Origin of the sequence: Pseudomonas sp. MS15a(2019), from assembly GCF_013277805.1 — a bacterium.
GTDB lineage: Bacteria > Pseudomonadota > Gammaproteobacteria > Pseudomonadales > Pseudomonadaceae > Chryseomonas > Chryseomonas benzopyrenica.
Genome location: NZ_VBTN01000010.1, coordinates 193,680 through 209,057, shown reverse-complemented (window position 1 = coordinate 209,057; position 15,378 = coordinate 193,680). Strand labels below are relative to the sequence as shown.

Below are 15,378 nucleotides of genomic sequence, written 5' to 3'. Positions count from 1 at the left end.
GCTGCGGCTCCATCACGCTCTTGGGTGGCAGCCAGGATGCAGTGGAAAGCAGGGGGGCGCTGTATGCGGGCCTTGCGAGCGTCGTCTTGCCGGAGGACGAGCAGGCGCAGGGAAGGTGACCAGGCTGCGTGGTCGCAGGCAGGTTGCCGAAGCAGAGGGGGAAGGGGCCGGGTAATAGCAGGAGGAGGGGTGAAGCGCTGGCAGACCGCCAGCGCTTCGGGGTGGATCAGCGACGCAGGCTGGGACGGTAGCCCATCACGCCGTAGAACAGGATGTAGAGGTAGCAGACCAGGGGGATAAGGAAGGAGGGCAGCAGGCCGATGGTATCAGCGAAGTAGCCCTGGATGGCCGGCACCAAGGCGCCGCCGACGATACCCATGCACAGCAGACCCGAACCCTTGGAGGTGAACTTGCCCAGGCCCTTGAGCGCCAGGGAGAAGATGGTCGGGAACATGATGGAGTTGAAGAAGCCGATGGCCAGGAGGGCCCACATGGCGACCTTGCCGCCTTGCAGCACGGCCACGGCCAGCAGCACGCCGATGGCGATGGCGTTGAAGCTCAGCACCAGGTTCGGCCGCACCTTGGTCATGATCACGCCGCCGATGAAGCGACCGACCATGGCGCCACCCCAGTACAGCGACAGGTACTTGGCGGCGGTAGCGGCGTTCAGGCCGGCCACGTCCGGGCTTTCCATCAGACTCACCAGGTAGCTGCCGATGGACACTTCGGCGCCCACGTACATGAAGATGCCGACCACGCCGAGCAGCAGGTGACGATAGGCCCAGACGCTGTTGGCGGCCAGGGCGTTCTCGTCGGTGGTGTTGTCCTGTTCGGTGTCCTTGATCTGCGGCAGGCGGAAGAGGCCGATGATCACCGCCAGGGCGACCAGCATGCCGGCCAGGATCAGGTAGGGCAGCTGCACCGAATGGGCGGCGGAGTCTTCACCGACCAGCGCCAGGATGGTCACCGCGCCCACCAGTGGGCCGACGGTGGTGCCCAGGGAGTTGAAGGCCTGGGTCAGGTTGAGGCGCGAGGCCGCGGTTTCCGGCTTGCCGAGGATGGTGACATAGGGATTCGCCGCTACCTGCAACACGGTGATGCCGGCCGCCAGTACGAACAGGGCGGTCAGGAAGAAGCCGTAGGAGTGGGCTCCGGCCGCCGGGTAGAAGAGCACGCAACCAACGCCGGCAGTGAGCAGGCCGACGATGATGCCCTTCTTGTAGCCCAGGCTTTCCACCAGGCGACCCGCCGGGAAGGAGACGATGAAGTAGGCGGTGAAGAAGCAGAACTGGATCAGCGAGGCCTGCAGGTAGCTGAGGGTGAAGACCGCCTTGAGGTGGGGGATGAGGATGTCGTTCAGCGAGGTGATCAGGCCCCACATGAAGAACAGCATGGTGAGGACGATCAAGGGTCCGCGGTAGCTCTGGTTTTGATTGTGCATTGGGGCTCCATGGGTACAACAGTTTCTTGTTTCTGCCCGCGATTCTCGGACAGCGCTGTCTAGGGCGGCTGCGCAGACACAGCGAAGCGGCGCGAGATTAAGCTATTCGCGCTGCTGAATCCATTCTTCCTGGAGGTTCGCAGGCGAAGTGCCGGCGCCTTCGACCGCGGGGCCAGTGACCGGTTCAGCGGGGCACGGCGCAGAAATGAAAAACGGCGCCAGAGGCGCCGTTTGGGTCACACAAGTGAGGGCTATCAGCCCTGCCAGCGCTTGAGTACCAGGGTGGCGTTGGTGCCGCCGAAGCCGAAGCTGTTGCTCATGACGAGGTCCAGCTTAGCGTCTTCCTTGGTCTCGCGCAGGATCGGCAGGTCAGCGACTTCCGGATCCAGTTCGTCGATGTTGGCCGAGCCGGCGATGAAGTTGCCTTCCATCATCAGCATGCAGTAGATGGCCTCATGGACACCGGCGGCGCCCAGGGAGTGGCCGGACAGGCTCTTGGTGGAGCTGATGGCCGGCGCCTTGTCACCGAACACGGCGCGTACGCCCTTGATCTCGGCCACGTCGCCCACCGGGGTGGAGGTGCCGTGGGTGTTCAGGTAGTCGATCTCGCCGTCGACGGTGGACAGCGCCTGCTGCATGCAGCGGATGGCGCCTTCGCCGCTCGGGGCGACCATGTCGTAGCCGTCGGAGGTCGCGCCGTAGCCGACGATCTCGGCATAGATCTTGGCGCCACGGGCCAGGGCGTGTTCGAGTTCTTCGACCACCACCATGCCGCCGCCGCCAGCGATGACGAAACCGTCACGCTTGCTGTCGTAGGCACGGGAAGCCTTTTCCGGCGTCTCGTTGTAGTCGCTGGAGAGCGCGCCCATGGCATCGAACAGCATGCTCTGGGTCCAGTGCTCTTCCTCGCCGCCGCCGGCGAAGACCACGTCCTGCTTGCCGAGCTGGATCTGCTCCATGGCCAGGCCGATGCAGTGAGCGCTGGTGGCGCAGGCCGAGGCTACGGAGTAGTTCAGGCCCTTGATCTTGAAGGGGGTGGCCAGGCAGGCGGAGACCGTGCTGCTCATGGTCCGGGTCACGCGGTAGGGACCGACGCGCTTGACGCCCTTCTCGCGCAGGATGTCCAGGGCTTCCATCTGGTTGAAGGTGGAAGCGCCACCCGAGCCGGCGATCAGGCCGGTGCGAGGGTTGGAGACCTGGTCTTCGGCCAGACCGGAGTCCTTGATCGCCTGCTCCATCGCCAGATAGGCGTAGGCGGCGGCATCGCCGACGAAGCGCTTGACCTTGCGGTCGATCAGTTCTTCGAGGTTCAGGTCGATGGAACCGGAAACCTGGCTGCGCAGACCCATTTCGGCATATTCCGGATTGTGACGGATGCCGGCACGGCCTGCGCGCAGGTTGGCGGAAACGGTGTCTTTATCATTGCCCAGGCACGAAACGATACCCAGACCGGTAATGACGACGCGACGCATGCGAAAAGCCCTTAGAAGCTATCGGTGGAAGTGAACAGGCCGACGCGCAGACCTTCGGCGGAGTAGATCTCGCGGCCGTCCACGCTAACGGTGCCATCGGCGATGGCCAGAATCAGCGACCTGTTGATGGTGCGTTTGATATGGATATTGTAGGTGACCTTCTTGGCGGTCGGCAGTACCTGACCGAAGAACTTCACTTCGCCAGAGCCCAGGGCGCGACCGCGACCCGGATTGCCCTGCCAGCCAAGGTAAAAACCGACCAGCTGCCACATGGCATCCAGGCCCAGGCAGCCCGGCATCACCGGATCACCTTCGAAATGGCAACCGAAGAACCAGAGGTCGGGACGGATATCGAGTTCCGCCACCAGTTCGCCCTTGCCGTATTTCCCGCCTACCTCACTGATATGCGTGATCCGATCGATCATCAGCATGTTCGGTGCGGGCAATTGGGCATTGCCCGGACCGAAGAGCTCGCCACGGCTGCAGCGCAGCAAGTCTTCGTAGGTAAAGGCGTGTTGTTTGGTCATGCAAGCTCCTGTAGCTGGCCTAGGTCCAGGCTCTGGCGACTCCGAAGGTCGCTCTGGGTATGGCTTCGTGTAGCAGTAGACTGCCGGGGCATCGGGAAAGTCACAGGCCAGCGCCCCGCTCGTTAACGGACCATTGTGCACTTTCCGCAGTCAATTCTCCATCCTGGGAGGCCGTTCAGGATCTTGCGGTCCTTGGGTCAGCGAAGCGGGCAGGGCCGAGAAAGAGCTGTTTACCGGTGCTAAATGTGCATCGCGCAGCCGTTTTCAACACCGTTCGGCCGAAACGAGGCAGATCGTGAACAGGCCCTGAGGCGTTCGTGCGGCTACCGTATACTGGGCGGCGAGGCCGCGCGATCGCGGTGATGACGAGAGTTTCGATGACAGTCCAATCCCCCATCGCCGTCCTGGGTGGCGGCAGTTTCGGTACCGCCCTGGCCAATCTGGTCGCCGAGAACGGGCTGCCGGTGCGCCTGTGGATGCGCGATCCGCAACAGGCCGAGACCATCCGCCGGGAGCGCGAGAACCCCCGCTACCTGAAGGGTATCAAGGTGCACGCCGCGGTCGAGGCCACCAGTGATCTGCCGGGCGCCATCCAGGGCTGCGAGCTGATCCTGGTAGCGTTGCCGTCGAGCGCGCTGCGCCAGGCGCTGGCGCCCATCGCCCAGCAACTGGAGGGGCGTTTCCTCGTCAGCACCACCAAGGGCATCGAGGCGCATTCCTTCATGCTGATGAGCGAGATCCTCGCGGAAATCGTGCCGCGCGCGCGCATCGGCATCATCTCCGGCCCCAATCTGGCCCGCGAGATCGCCGAGCATCAGCTCACCGCCACCGTGGTGGCCAGCGAGGACGAAGCCGTGTGCCGGCAGGTCCAGGCGGCACTGCACGGCCGTACCTTCCGCGTCTATGCCAGCGCCGATCGCCTCGGCGTCGAACTGGCCGGCGCCCTGAAGAACGTCTACGCCATCATCGCCGGCATGGCCGCGGCCCTGGCGATGGGCGAGAACACCCGCAGCATGCTGATCACCCGGGCCCTGGCCGAGATGACCCGCTTCGCCGTGCAGCGCGGCGCCAATCCCATCACCTACCTGGGCCTGGCCGGGGTAGGGGACCTGATCGTGACCTGCTCGTCGGAGAAGAGCCGCAACTACCGAGTCGGCCATGCCCTGGGGCGAGGATTGACCCTGGACGAGGCGGTGGCCCAGATCGGCGAGACCGCGGAAGGCGTCAATACCCTGCGCGTGCTCAAGGAAAAAGCGGATGAGCTGGGCGTCTACATGCCCCTGGTCAACGGCCTCTATGCGATCCTGTTCGAGGGCCGCAGCCTGGGGCAGGTGATCGAGGCCCTGATGGGCGGCGAGCCCAAGACCGATGTCGATGTGGCGGATGCCCCCTTCAATTGAGCCGCTACACTGTCTGAAAAGAGGAATTTCCATGTCCCAACCCGAACATTCCCGCGAGCTGCTAGGCCTGCGCCTGATCTGGATGCTGCTGTTCCTGTTCGTCTGGCTGGGTGCGCAGTACGTGCTGGCGGTGGTGGTGCTGGTTCAACTGGTGGTGCGCCTGATCAAGGGCGAGGCCAACCCCGGGCTGATCGCCTTTGGCGCGGCCCTGGGTGCCTATCTGGCGCAGATCGTCCGCTTCGGCACCTTCGCCAGCGAAGTGAAGCCCTGGCCCTTCGCCGACTGGCCGGCCACCGAGCCCGCCGACGATCGCTCCGCCACCGCGCCATGAAGCTCTGGCTGCTGCGGCATGGCGAAGCCGAGGCGCGGGCGTCCAGCGACGAGCTGCGCGAGCTGACCATGGCCGGGCGCGCCGAGGTGTTGCGCAGCGCCCTGCAACTGCAGGGTGCCCAACTGCAGCTCATCCTCGCCAGTCCCTACGTACGGGCGCAGCAGACGGCGGCTCTGGTTCAGCAGCAACTGGGCTGGCCAGGCAAGGTGCGCAGTGCCTCCTGGGCCACGCCCAACGGCGAGCCGGAACGCGCCCTGGACGAGCTGGAGCGCCTGGGCGTGGAGGAGCTGCTGCTGGTGACCCACAATCCCTTCGTCGCTGAACTGGCCGGCTGGTTGCTGCACGGGCATCGGCAGGCACCGGTAGCCATGGGCACCGCGTCCCTGCTGTGCCTGGAGGCGCCGCTGTCCCTGGCCGGCGGTTTCGAGCTGGTCAGTCACTTCCATGGCTGACGCCCTTGCAAGGAAAGTACATGAGCATCTGGCAGACCCTTCCGGATCCTGAGGACCTCGGGCGTGCGCTCGAAAATACCCTCGCAGAACACCTGGACATGCGCATCGAAGCCTGGGACGACAGCAGCCTGACCGCCAGCATGGTGGTCGACCGGCGTACTCACCAGCCCATGGGGTTGCTGCATGGCGGCGCCTCGGTGGCCCTGGCGGAAACCGTGGGCTCGATCGCCAGCATGCTCTGCGTGGATCGTTCGCGCTTCTATTGCGTGGGTCAGGAAATCAACGCCAACCACGTGCGCGGCGTGCGTTCCGGGCGGGTAACGGCGGTCGCGCGGCCCCTGCACCTGGGGCGCAGCAGCCATGTCTGGGACATCCGCCTGAGCGATGAGGAAGGACGGCTGACCTGCGTATCGCGGCTGACCGTGGCGGTGGTCCCGCTGCAACGGGACGCCTCCTAGACATGGCCAGCGTCTGGCTGGCAGGGGAGGCAAGCACATGACGGCCCAGGTGCAGGAGCTGCGCCTGGAGCTGCCTCATATCGAGCTGAGCGCCCGGGTGTTCGGCCCGGAAGACGGCTATCCGGTGCTGGCGCTGCATGGCTGGCTGGACAATGCCATGACTTTCGCCCAGCTCGCCCCCCGCCTGCAGGGTCTGCGCATCGTCGCGCTGGACCTGCCCGGGCACGGGCTGTCGGCACATCGTCCCGCTGGCGTCGGATATGCCATCCAGGACTATGGACTGGATGTGCTCGCTGCCGCGCGGCAACTGGGCTGGGACCGCTTCGGCCTGCTCGGGCACTCCATGGGCGCCATCGTCGGCGTCATCGCCGCCGCGGCCCTGCCGGAGCAGATCGAGCGCCTGGCGCTGATCGATGGCCTGCTGCCCTACACCACGCCGGCGGCGGAGGTGCCTGAGAAACTCGGCAAGGCGCTGCTCGCCGAGCTGGAACTGCCCAATCGACGCAAGCCGGTCTATACCACGGTGGAAGACGCCGTGGCGGCGCGGCTGAAGGGGGCGCTGACGGTCAGTCGCGAAGCCGCCGAGTTGCTCGCCGAGCGCGGCTTGATGGCGGTGCCGGGTGGCTATACCTGGCGCTCCGATCCGCGCCTGCGGCTGCCCAGTCGGATGCGTTTCACGCCGGAGCAGGCGGCTGCCTGCCTGGACGCCGTGCGCTGCCCGACGGCGCTGGTGGTGGCCGCGGGCGGCCTCGTGGCGCCCCATGCCGAGGCCATGCGCCTGGCACGGCAGCAGCCACACTTCAGCCTCCATGAGCTGCCGGGCGGGCACCATCTGCACCTGGACGATGCCGCGGGCGCCCAGGCCGTCGCAGATTGTTTCAATGCCTTCTTTGCCGCCAGCACCGGGCGCGACGAATAATGCGGCATGCCTAGCCGACCGTTCTGCCTCTGCACCACTCTCGTCCGCCGATCCCTGCTGATCGGCCTGCTGTTTTCCACCTGTGGTGTGCAGGCCGCCGTACTGCCCGAAATCGCGCCCATGGATCATGCCCAGCTCGTTCGCGAAACCGGACCGGCAACTGCCGAACGCCTCTATCCGCTGGGGCCGGCCAGTCGCATCGGCGGTCGCCTGCGCCTGGAGGATTCCTTGCAGGTGGAGGGCGAACTCCAGACCCAGACCTTCGAGCTGGCCCCTGGACATCCGCCGCTGGCGCGCCTCGACAGCGAACGCCAGCGCCTGCAGCAGCAGGGTGCGACGCTGCTCTACTGGTGCGAGGGGCGTGACTGCGGCGCCAGCAGCGTCATCGCCAACAGCCTGCTGGGCGAGGCCATGCTGTTCGGGCCCGACGACCAGCAGGGTCTGCTGGTATTGCAGCTGGCGGAGCCACAGACGGTGCTGACGCTCTATGGCATCACCCGGGGCAACCGCCGCGGCTACCTGCATGCCGAGCGGCTGCAGGCCGGCCAGCCCCTGCCCGAGTTGTTGCCGAGCGCCGCCACCCTGCTCAAGGAATTGCAACGCGACGGTCAGCTGCTGCTGCCCGTCCTGGAGCGGACGCCAGAGCAACCCTGGATCGCCCGCCTGGCGGCGGCCCTGGCGCTCAATGGCGATGTGGCGGTGACCCTCGGCGGCGACCAGGCCATGGCCTGGCAGAGCGTCCTGCGCGAGGCGGGAATCCGCGCGCCGCGACTGCAGACCGAAGCCGGTCGAGCCGCCGGGCTCTATCGCCGCTAGACGTCGTTGACGTAGCGGGTCCGCCCCGCGCCCAGACCAAAGAGCGTGGCCAGCACGGCGATCAGGGTGAAGAGCACGCCCATGGGTGCCCAGTCGTGGGTGGCGTCATGGAGGATGCCCACCAGCAGCGGGCCGAGCGAAGCCAGGCTGTAGCCCGCGCCCTGGGCCATGCCCGACAGCCGCCCGGCGGTTTCCGCATCCCGCGAGCGCAGCACCAGCAGGGCGAGCGCCAGGCTGAAGGTGCCGCCCTGGCCCAGGCCGAGCACGACGGCCCACAGCCAGAGACTACCCAGCGGCGCATAGAGACAGCCCAGCAAGCCGGCGAGGGTGAGGCTCATGGCCACCACGATGGCCAGGCGCTGGTCTCGGCCGCGGGTCGCCAGCCAGGGGGCGGTGAGGGCGCTGACCAGCTGGGTCATCACCGAACCCGACAGCATCAGACCCGCCTGCACCATGCCCAGGCCGCGATCCATCAGCAGGGTCGGCAGCCAGCCAAAGACGATATAGGCCAGCGACGACTGCAAGCCCATGTACAGGGTGATCTGCCAGGCCAGTCGGTTGCGCCACAGCGAACCGCCGGCACCCCGGCGCGGTGCGATGGTGGGCGGCTGGCGCAATTGCGGCAGCCAGACCAGCAGGGCCACCACGGCGACCAGGGCCCAGGTGGCGAGAGCAGGTTGCCAGCGGCCGTCGAAGGCTGCGGCGAGGGGCGCGGTGGCGCCAGCGGCCACGGCGGCGCCAATGCACAGCATCATGGTGTAGAGCCCCATCAGTTGGCCGGCCTGGGCCGGAAAGTCGCGCTTGACCAGGGCTGGCAGCAGCACGCCGAGGATGCCGATGCAGGCGCCGGCGATCAGGCTGCCAAGAAACAGCCCCAGGGGTGGCAGCAGACTGCGCAGGACGATGCCGCCGGCGAGCAGCGCCAGGATGGCGCCCAGGGTACGTTCGCTGCCCCAGCGGCGCGCCAGGCGCGGGGCCAAGGGCGCAAATAGCCCCAGGCAGAGTACCGGCAGGGTGGTGAGCAGGCCGATGGCGCTGCTGGAAAGGCCCGTGCTGGCTTCGATCTGCCGCAGCAGGGGCGCCAGGCTGGAGAGGGCCGGGCGCAGGTTGAGGGCGATGAGCATGAGGCTGGCGAGCAGCAGACCGCGTTGCCAGGGCGTGAGGTGGGACGTCGCTGAAGAAGACATGAGCACTGCTATGACCGGGGAAACCGGCAATGCTAGCGCACCCTGGCCATAACGCACGGCGCTTCCGTTCGCTACCCTTCAGCGGGAAAAAATAGTTGGCGGACCGGCTAAAAAATCGCCAGTTCGTCCATCGCCGCACCGCCGCTCGCTTGTCCGGGGTCGGCCGGAGGTTTTCCACGAGGTTATCCACAGCAACTGTGGATTACCGCCAGAAAACAGTCCTTTTGCTTTGGCTGGCGATCTGTTAGGCGCGGTCGTTCCCCGCCGGCTGACAGGCATTTGCTACTATTACGCCCCTTCGCGCTGGCTGTCGAACCAGCGCCACCGCTGAACCGGAGTAACGATGACCGATCCCATTCGCCTCACCCAATACAGCCACGGTGCCGGTTGTGGTTGCAAGATCGCCCCCAAGACCCTGGAGACCATCCTGGCCGGCAGCGGCGCCCAGCATCTGGATCCGCGGCTGTGGGTGGGCAATGCGTCGCGCGACGATGCGGCGGTCTATGGTCTGGATGACGAGCGTGGGGTGGTCTCCACCACCGACTTCTTCATGCCCATCGTCGATGACCCCTTCGATTTCGGTCGCATCGCCGCCACCAATGCCATCAGCGACATCTATGCCATGGGTGGTGACCCCTTGCTGGCCATCGCCATCCTCGGTTGGCCGGTCAATGTGCTGCCGCCGGAAGTGGCGCGCGAGGTCATCGCCGGCGGTCGGCGGGTCTGCGACGAGGCCGGCATTCCCCTGGCCGGCGGCCATTCCATCGACGCGCCCGAGCCGATCTTCGGCCTGGCCGTGACCGGGATCGTGGAGAAGCGCCACCTCAAGCGTAACGACACCGCGACCTTGGGCAGTCGTCTCTATCTGACCAAGCCGCTGGGCATCGGCATCCTCACCACCGCCGAGAAGCGCGCCCTGTTGCGGCCGGAGGATCGCCATCTCGCGCGTGACACCATGTGCCAGCTCAATCGTCCCGGCAGCCGTTTCGGCCGCCTGGCCGGGGTGACGGCGATGACCGACGTCACTGGCTTCGGGCTGCTCGGCCACCTGGTGGAGATGGCCGACGGCAGTGGCCTGACCGCCGAACTCGACTTCGCCGCCATTCCCCGTCTCGACGGGGTGGATTTCTATCTGCAACAGGGCTGCGTGCCCGGCGGCACCGAGCGCAACTTCGACAGCTACGGCAGCCGCATCGCCCCGCTGGACGAGGCCCGCCGCCAGCTGCTGTGCGATCCCCAGACCAGTGGCGGCCTGTTGGTGGCCGTGGCCCCCGAGGGCGAGGCGGAATTCCTTGGCGTGGCCGCGGAGCTGGGTCTGGCCCTGCAACCCATAGGGCAACTGGTGGCTCGGCGCGCCCATGCGGTCGAGGTGGCTTGATGAACCAGCGTGAGGATGCCCGCGACCTGCGAGCGCTGTTCCTGAGCGATGTACCCCTGATCGATGTCCGTGCCCCGGTGGAGTTCGGCAAGGGTGCCTTTCCCCAGGCGACCAACCTGCCATTGATGAACGACCTGGAGCGCCAGCGCGTGGGCACCCGCTATAAGCAGCAGGGCCAGCAGGCGGCGTTGCAACTGGGTCATCAACTGGTGTCCGGTGCGGTCAAGGAGGCGCGCATCCAGGCCTGGGCCGATTTTGCCCGGGCCCATCCGGAGGGCTATCTCTATTGCTTCCGCGGCGGCTTGCGCTCGCAGATCAGCCAGGAATGGCTGCGCAGCGAGGCCGGCATCGCCTATCCGCGGGTGGTGGGTGGCTACAAGGCCATGCGCACCTTCCTTATCGACACGCTGCAGCAGGCCCTGGCCGAGTGCCGCTTCGTGGTGGTGGGCGGCATGACCGGTACCGGCAAGACCGAGGTGGTGGCCCAACTCGACAACGCCGTCGACCTCGAAGGGCATGCCAACCACCGCGGTTCCAGTTTCGGTAAGCGCGCCACGCCGCAGCCGGGCCAGATCGATTTCGAGAATCGCCTGGCCGTCGATCTGTTGCGCCGCCGCCAGGCGGGGCAGGGGCAGTTCGTGCTGGAAGACGAGTCACGGCTGGTCGGTCGCTGCTCCTTGCCGTTGGAATTGCACCAGGGCATGCAGCAGTACCCGCTGGTCTGGCTGGAAGACAGCCGGGAAAATCGCATTGAGCGCATCCTGCGCGACTACGTCATCGACCTGGCGGCGGAATTCCTTGCCCTGCACGGGCCGGAGCAGGGCTTCGCGCTGTTCGCCGAGCAGCTGCGCAAAAGTCTCTCCGGCATCGCCAAGCGCCTGGGTGGCGAACGCTTCCAGCGCCTATCGACCATTCTCGAAGACGCCCTGGCCGAGCAGGAGCGCTCAGGCGACGTTGCCGCGCATCGTGGCTGGATCAAGGGCCTGCTAGCCGAATACTACGATCCCATGTACGCCTATCAGCGCGAGAGCAAGGCGTCGCGGGTGATCTTCAGCGGCGACCAGGCCGCGGTGGTCGAGTTTCTGCGCAATCGGGGCTGAACAGCGGCCACGGTTAGCGGTCTACGCTGCGGTTATCCGGCCGTTCCGGCCGGTCGCAGGTCGCAAGGAGAAAAAGAGATGAAAGCGAAACTGGTTCCCGTCCTGGTCGCTACGTTGGCTACCGTGGTGCTCGCGGGATGCTCGGGCAAGGTGGTCAATCGCGACAGCTGCGCCAGCCAGACCCGCTCCGCCTGGCAGGAACTCGACCTGGCCAAGGCCGAAGGCTTTTCCGGCACCGTGAGCTATTCCAAGGCGCTGGCGCTGCTGTCCACCGCCAAGACCCAGCAGCAGGTCGAGGCCTACACCGGTTGCGTGAAGAATGCGGAAAAGGCGCGCTTCTATATTCGCGAGTCTCGCGCCGGTCGTTGATCGTTCGTGCGACTGGCAAACGGCCGCCATCCAAAGCGACGTCGGCATAACCGAGTGCGACGGATAGCGGCTCGTTAGCCCCCCAGCCCCTCAAGAATCGGCTTCTGCGGACGACAGCGTCGGTAGAACTCATTCCGTTGGGGTGCCGTATGAAAGGGATTGCCCGCTATCGCCTGGCCAATTGGCGAACCGCGACCAAGCTGGCGGTGGGCTTTGCTCTGGTGCTGCTGCTGACACTGGTGGTGGCCCTCCAGGGCGGCCTTGCGCTCAAGGATGTCGAGCATCGCTTCGGTTCCCTGCGCGACATGGCGGCGATCAACCGGCAGGTGATGCAGGTGCGCGCCCTGGAGCAGGGCTTTCGCCTGAGTGGCGAGGCCGCCCAGGCCGAGCACCTGCGGCAGGCCCTGCCGGTGGTACTCGAGCGTTTGGGGCAGTTGCAGGCGGAGGTGGGCACTGCCAACGCTGCCGATATCGATGCCGCCCGCGAGGCCACCAAGGCCTATGGTGCCGCCTTCGCCGACTTCGAGCGCCTCAATACCTCGCGCCGTCTGGCCATGGAAGGGGCGGTCTTCCTGGTGGAAGGCGCGGCCAACAGCCTGGATATCCTCCAGTCCGGTCTGCTGGATGACGGCGCCTATGCGCTCAAGGATTCCGCTGGCAAGCAGGGCGCCGAACTCCTGACCCTGTCGCAGCAGGTCGGCGAACTCTATCGCCTGATGCTCAAGAGCCTCGACGAAGCTCAGGCACGGGCAGGCAAGAACAAGGTGGACGACCAGCCCTTGACCTCGGCCAGTGCCGCCCTCGAGCTGCTGGCCAAGGTGGAGCCGCAGCTGAGCGATCCGGCCTATTCCTCGGTCATCCAGGACGTCTCCACCAATATCAAGGAATTCATCCGCCGCCTGGGCGACTATGCCGCCGCCCTGGCCCAGGAGCAGACCGCCGGTGCGCGGATGACCAGCCTGGCCGAGGCCGCCGTGGAGCGGGTCGATGCCCTGTATGGGCAACAGGAAGCCGAGTTGCAGGCGATGATGACCAAGCGCCTGCTGACCATCGGCGGCGTCGCGCTGCTGGCGCTGATCGTCGGTGCCCTGGCCGCGCTGATCATCACCCTGGCCATTGTCCGCCCGCTGCGCAAGGTGATCGCTGCCGCCGAACGCATCGCCCAGGGCCAGCTGGATGTCGAGTTGACCGTGGATCGCGGTGACGAGATCGGCCAGCTGCAACGTTCCAGCGCCAGCATGGTGGCGGCGCTGCGCGGCATGGTTCTGCAACTGCAGAATGGCATCGGCCGGCTCGGCCAGTCTGCCGCGGCCCTGGCCGAGCAGGCCCGGGAGGCGCAACTGGGCGTGACCCGCCAGCGCGAGGAAACCGATCAGGTGGCGGCGGCCATGGCTGAATTGGCCGCCACCGCCCAGGGCGTCGCCGCGGACGCCGAGGCCGCCGCCGGTGCCGGCGACCAAGCCGAGCGCCAGGTCAGCGACGGCCAGGCGGTGATCGGCCGCAGTCTGGCCGGTATCGAGACCCTGGGGGTGGACGTCCGGGCAGCTGCCGAGCGCCTCGAAGGCGTGTCCCACGACAGCCAGGCGATCAGCAGTGTGCTGGACGTGATCAAGGCAGTGGCCGAGCAGACCAACCTGCTGGCGCTCAACGCGGCCATCGAAGCGGCCCGCGCCGGTGAGCAGGGGCGAGGGTTTGCTGTGGTCGCCGACGAAGTCCGCGCCCTGGCGCGCCGTACCCAGCAGTCGAGTGTCGAGATCGAGCAGCTCATCGTGGTGTTGCAGAAGGGCAGTGGCGAAGCGGTCGCGCGAATGCAGCAGAGCGAGACCCTGCTGGCCGGGACCCTGGGCAGTGCCGGCGATACCCGGCGGGCCTTCGCCGGTATCGCCACGGCGGTGGCCAGCATCCAGCAGAAGAATCAGCAGATCGCCGCGGCGGCCGTGCAGCAGCGGGGCGTGGCCGAAGAGGTGGCGGTCAATGTCACCCGGATTCGCGACGGCGCCGATCAGTCCAGCCAGGCGATGGCGGCGACGGCGTCAGCCAGTCGGGAGCTGGCCGAGCTGGGCGACGAGCTCTCGCGACTGGTGCAGCGCTTCCACGTCTGATCGACTCCGCTACTGGGCGTTGAGCGCCTGGCCAGTGGTGCCCCGGCTGGCCGGACCGAGCAGATAGAGATAGACCGGCAGGATGGCCTCCGCCGCGGGCACCCGGGCCGGGTCCTCTTCGGGATAGGCCGCCGCCCGCATGGCGGTGCGGGTGCCGCCCGGGTTGACGCTGTTGACCCGGATGCCGGCTTCTCCAAGCTCCTCGGCCCACACCTGCATCAAGCCTTCGGTGGCGAACTTGGACACCGAATAGGCGCCCCAGCTCGCCCGTCCCTTGCGACCGACGCTGCTGGAGGTGAAGATCACCGAGGCCGCATCGGCGGCCCTGAGCAGCGGCAACAACGCCTGGGTCAGGGCGAAGCCTGCCTGGACGTTCACCTGCAGCACCCGCGCCAGGGCCGCGGCGGAGGTTTCTTCCAACGGCACCCGTGGTCCCAGCAGGCCGGCGTTGTGCACCAGGCCGTCCAGGCGGCCATGACTTCGCTGCAGGCGCTCCGCCACGGCGGCATAGGCCGCCGCGTCAGCCTGTTCTAGATCCAGTACCAAGGCCTCGGTCTGGCCACCACCGGCCTGGATCTCCTGGCACACCGCATCCAGCGCCGCGGCATCGCGACCCTGGAGGATGACCTTGGCACCCAGGGCGGCACAGCCCTTGGCCAGGGCGGCGCCGATGCCACGGTTGGCGCCGGTGACGAGGATGACGCGGTCTTTCAATAGCTCGGCGGGAGCCTGGTAGTCGAACATCTGAACCTCTAGCAGCCGCACAGCGCGCGATCGAGCAGGGCGCGCAATTCCAGCGGGTGGTCGATGATGGCGTCGGCACCCCAGTGCTCGGGGTGGTCGTCCGGATGGATGTAGCCGTAGCGTGCCGCCACCGTCTTGCTGCCGGCGGCGCGGCCCGACTCGATGTCGCGCAGGTCATCGCCGATGAACAGGGCGGTCTGGGGATCGACAGCCAGTTGCCGACAGGCCAGCACCACCATCTCCGGGTCCGGCTTGCTGTGCGTGACGTGATCCGGGCAGACCAGGCAGGCCGAGCGTTCGGCCAGGCCCAGGCGCTGCATGATCGGCTCGGCGAAGCGCACCGGCTTGTTGGTCACCACGCCCCAGCGCAGCCGGGCGGCGTCGAGATCGCGCAGGATCTCGTCCATGCCCTCGAACAGCCGGGTATGGACCGCGCAGTGCGTCTGGTAGCGTTCGAGAAACTCCAGGCGCAGGGGCTCGAGTTCGGTGCCCAGCGGGTCGACCTCGAAGCCGGCCAGGATCATGGCCTTGGCGCCACCGGAGATGACGCCGCGCAGGCGGGCTTCATCGGCGAGCGCGAGGCCCCTGTCCTGGCGCATGCCCTGGATAATGGCGATGAAGTCCGGCGCCGTGTCCAGCAGGGTGCCATCCATGTCGAAGAGGACCGCTTGCAGACGCATGG

The 15,378-nt window shown here is 66.9% G+C and carries 16 protein-coding genes; 10 read left to right on the top strand and 6 right to left on the bottom strand.

What is annotated here, in order from left to right:
- Positions 1-226 precede the first annotated feature (226 nt).
- From FEZ61_RS15410 to fabA, 3 genes are all read right to left on the bottom strand, one after another.
- Positions 227-1,441 carry a sugar MFS transporter gene (locus FEZ61_RS15410; protein ID WP_093254711.1) on the bottom strand — a complete coding sequence of 405 codons (1,215 nt, stop codon included), beginning with the start codon at positions 1,439-1,441 and terminating at the stop codon, positions 227-229.
- A gap of 254 nt (positions 1,442-1,695) precedes the next feature.
- The gene (gene fabB, locus FEZ61_RS15405; protein ID WP_017641974.1) at positions 1,696-2,913 is read right to left on the bottom strand and encodes a beta-ketoacyl-ACP synthase I; all 1,218 of its coding nucleotides are present in this window, start codon (positions 2,911-2,913) and stop codon (positions 1,696-1,698) included.
- An 11-nt stretch (positions 2,914-2,924) separates the two neighbouring features.
- The gene (gene fabA / locus FEZ61_RS15400; RefSeq protein WP_007160484.1) at positions 2,925-3,440 is read right to left on the bottom strand and encodes a 3-hydroxyacyl-[acyl-carrier-protein] dehydratase FabA; all 516 of its coding nucleotides are present in this window, start codon (positions 3,438-3,440) and stop codon (positions 2,925-2,927) included.
- Between the two features lie 377 nt (positions 3,441-3,817).
- On the opposite strand from fabA, the gene FEZ61_RS15395 reads away from it, so the two are divergent.
- The 6 genes from FEZ61_RS15395 to FEZ61_RS15370 are packed head-to-tail and all read left to right on the top strand — an operon-like array spanning position 3,818 to position 7,816.
- On the top strand, positions 3,818-4,840 hold the full coding sequence (locus FEZ61_RS15395; RefSeq protein ID WP_173149334.1) for an NAD(P)H-dependent glycerol-3-phosphate dehydrogenase: 1,023 nt from the start codon (positions 3,818-3,820) through the stop codon (positions 4,838-4,840).
- 31 nt (positions 4,841-4,871) lie between these two features.
- Complete coding sequence (locus FEZ61_RS15390; RefSeq protein WP_093254715.1) at positions 4,872-5,171, top strand: DUF4389 domain-containing protein; 300 nt, start codon at positions 4,872-4,874, stop codon at positions 5,169-5,171.
- Positions 5,168-5,623, top strand: a complete 456-nt coding sequence (gene sixA / locus FEZ61_RS15385; RefSeq protein WP_173149332.1) for a phosphohistidine phosphatase SixA — start codon at positions 5,168-5,170, stop codon at positions 5,621-5,623. Before FEZ61_RS15390 ends, sixA begins: the two co-directional genes overlap by 4 nt.
- A 20-nt stretch (positions 5,624-5,643) precedes the next feature.
- Entirely contained in the window at positions 5,644-6,081 is a 438-nt protein-coding gene (locus FEZ61_RS15380; protein WP_064308386.1) for a hotdog fold thioesterase, read from the top strand.
- A gap of 37 nt (positions 6,082-6,118) precedes the next feature.
- A complete protein-coding gene (locus tag FEZ61_RS15375; RefSeq protein ID WP_173149330.1) occupies positions 6,119-7,000 on the top strand; it encodes an alpha/beta hydrolase in 882 nt (293 codons plus the stop codon).
- 6 nt (positions 7,001-7,006) lie between these two features.
- The gene (locus tag FEZ61_RS15370) at positions 7,007-7,816 is read left to right on the top strand and encodes a DUF4892 domain-containing protein (protein WP_173149328.1); all 810 of its coding nucleotides are present in this window, start codon (positions 7,007-7,009) and stop codon (positions 7,814-7,816) included.
- On the opposite strand, the gene FEZ61_RS15365 is transcribed toward FEZ61_RS15370, so the two are convergent.
- Positions 7,813-9,003: a CynX/NimT family MFS transporter gene (locus tag FEZ61_RS15365; RefSeq protein ID WP_237509603.1), complete on the bottom strand. Its 1,191-nt coding sequence runs from the start codon at positions 9,001-9,003 to the stop codon at positions 7,813-7,815. The two genes, FEZ61_RS15370 and FEZ61_RS15365, sit on opposite strands and share 4 nt — an antisense overlap.
- 343 nt (positions 9,004-9,346) lie before the next feature.
- Between FEZ61_RS15365 and selD the strand changes: the two genes are divergently transcribed.
- The 4 genes from selD (at position 9,347) to FEZ61_RS15345 (ending at position 13,952) form a co-directional block, all read left to right on the top strand.
- On the top strand, positions 9,347-10,381 hold the full coding sequence (gene selD / locus FEZ61_RS15360) for a selenide, water dikinase SelD (protein ID WP_017641981.1): 1,035 nt from the start codon (positions 9,347-9,349) through the stop codon (positions 10,379-10,381).
- Complete coding sequence (gene mnmH, locus FEZ61_RS15355) at positions 10,381-11,481, top strand: tRNA 2-selenouridine(34) synthase MnmH (protein WP_173149326.1); 1,101 nt, start codon at positions 10,381-10,383, stop codon at positions 11,479-11,481. Before selD ends, mnmH begins: the two co-directional genes overlap by 1 nt.
- Positions 11,482-11,559: 78 nt before the next feature.
- Complete coding sequence (locus FEZ61_RS15350; RefSeq protein WP_017641983.1) at positions 11,560-11,850, top strand: hypothetical protein; 291 nt, start codon at positions 11,560-11,562, stop codon at positions 11,848-11,850.
- 149 nt (positions 11,851-11,999) lie between these two features.
- A complete protein-coding gene (locus tag FEZ61_RS15345; RefSeq protein WP_173149324.1) occupies positions 12,000-13,952 on the top strand; it encodes a methyl-accepting chemotaxis protein in 1,953 nt (650 codons plus the stop codon).
- A 9-nt stretch (positions 13,953-13,961) separates the two neighbouring features.
- On the opposite strand, the gene FEZ61_RS15340 is transcribed toward FEZ61_RS15345, so the two are convergent.
- Both FEZ61_RS15340 and mupP read right to left on the bottom strand, forming a co-directional pair.
- On the bottom strand, positions 13,962-14,696 hold the full coding sequence (locus FEZ61_RS15340) for a YciK family oxidoreductase (protein ID WP_173149322.1): 735 nt from the start codon (positions 14,694-14,696) through the stop codon (positions 13,962-13,964).
- Between the two features lie 8 nt (positions 14,697-14,704).
- Positions 14,705-15,376, bottom strand: coding sequence for an N-acetylmuramic acid 6-phosphate phosphatase MupP (gene mupP / locus FEZ61_RS15335; protein WP_173149320.1), 672 nt, complete (start codon positions 15,374-15,376; stop codon positions 14,705-14,707).
- Positions 15,377-15,378 lie beyond the last annotated feature (2 nt).

Coding starts and splice junctions, on each gene's coding strand:
- FEZ61_RS15365 (WP_237509603.1), bottom strand. CDS start 9,003: ATGTCTTCTTCAGCGACGTCCCACCTCACGCCCTGGCAACGCGGTCTG.
- FEZ61_RS15390 (WP_093254715.1), top strand. CDS start 4,872: ATGTCCCAACCCGAACATTCCCGCGAGCTGCTAGGCCTGCGCCTGATC.
- fabA (WP_007160484.1), bottom strand. CDS start 3,440: ATGACCAAACAACACGCCTTTACCTACGAAGACTTGCTGCGCTGCAGC.
- fabB (WP_017641974.1), bottom strand. CDS start 2,913: ATGCGTCGCGTCGTCATTACCGGTCTGGGTATCGTTTCGTGCCTGGGC.
- mnmH (WP_173149326.1), top strand. CDS start 10,381: ATGAACCAGCGTGAGGATGCCCGCGACCTGCGAGCGCTGTTCCTGAGC.
- selD (WP_017641981.1), top strand. CDS start 9,347: ATGACCGATCCCATTCGCCTCACCCAATACAGCCACGGTGCCGGTTGT.
- FEZ61_RS15380 (WP_064308386.1), top strand. CDS start 5,644: ATGAGCATCTGGCAGACCCTTCCGGATCCTGAGGACCTCGGGCGTGCG.
- FEZ61_RS15345 (WP_173149324.1), top strand. CDS start 12,000: ATGAAAGGGATTGCCCGCTATCGCCTGGCCAATTGGCGAACCGCGACC.
- FEZ61_RS15375 (WP_173149330.1), top strand. CDS start 6,119: ATGACGGCCCAGGTGCAGGAGCTGCGCCTGGAGCTGCCTCATATCGAG.
- FEZ61_RS15340 (WP_173149322.1), bottom strand. CDS start 14,696: ATGTTCGACTACCAGGCTCCCGCCGAGCTATTGAAAGACCGCGTCATC.
- FEZ61_RS15395 (WP_173149334.1), top strand. CDS start 3,818: ATGACAGTCCAATCCCCCATCGCCGTCCTGGGTGGCGGCAGTTTCGGT.
- FEZ61_RS15370 (WP_173149328.1), top strand. CDS start 7,007: ATGCCTAGCCGACCGTTCTGCCTCTGCACCACTCTCGTCCGCCGATCC.
- FEZ61_RS15410 (WP_093254711.1), bottom strand. CDS start 1,441: ATGCACAATCAAAACCAGAGCTACCGCGGACCCTTGATCGTCCTCACC.
- sixA (WP_173149332.1), top strand. CDS start 5,168: ATGAAGCTCTGGCTGCTGCGGCATGGCGAAGCCGAGGCGCGGGCGTCC.
- mupP (WP_173149320.1), bottom strand. CDS start 15,376: ATGCGTCTGCAAGCGGTCCTCTTCGACATGGATGGCACCCTGCTGGAC.
- FEZ61_RS15350 (WP_017641983.1), top strand. CDS start 11,560: ATGAAAGCGAAACTGGTTCCCGTCCTGGTCGCTACGTTGGCTACCGTG.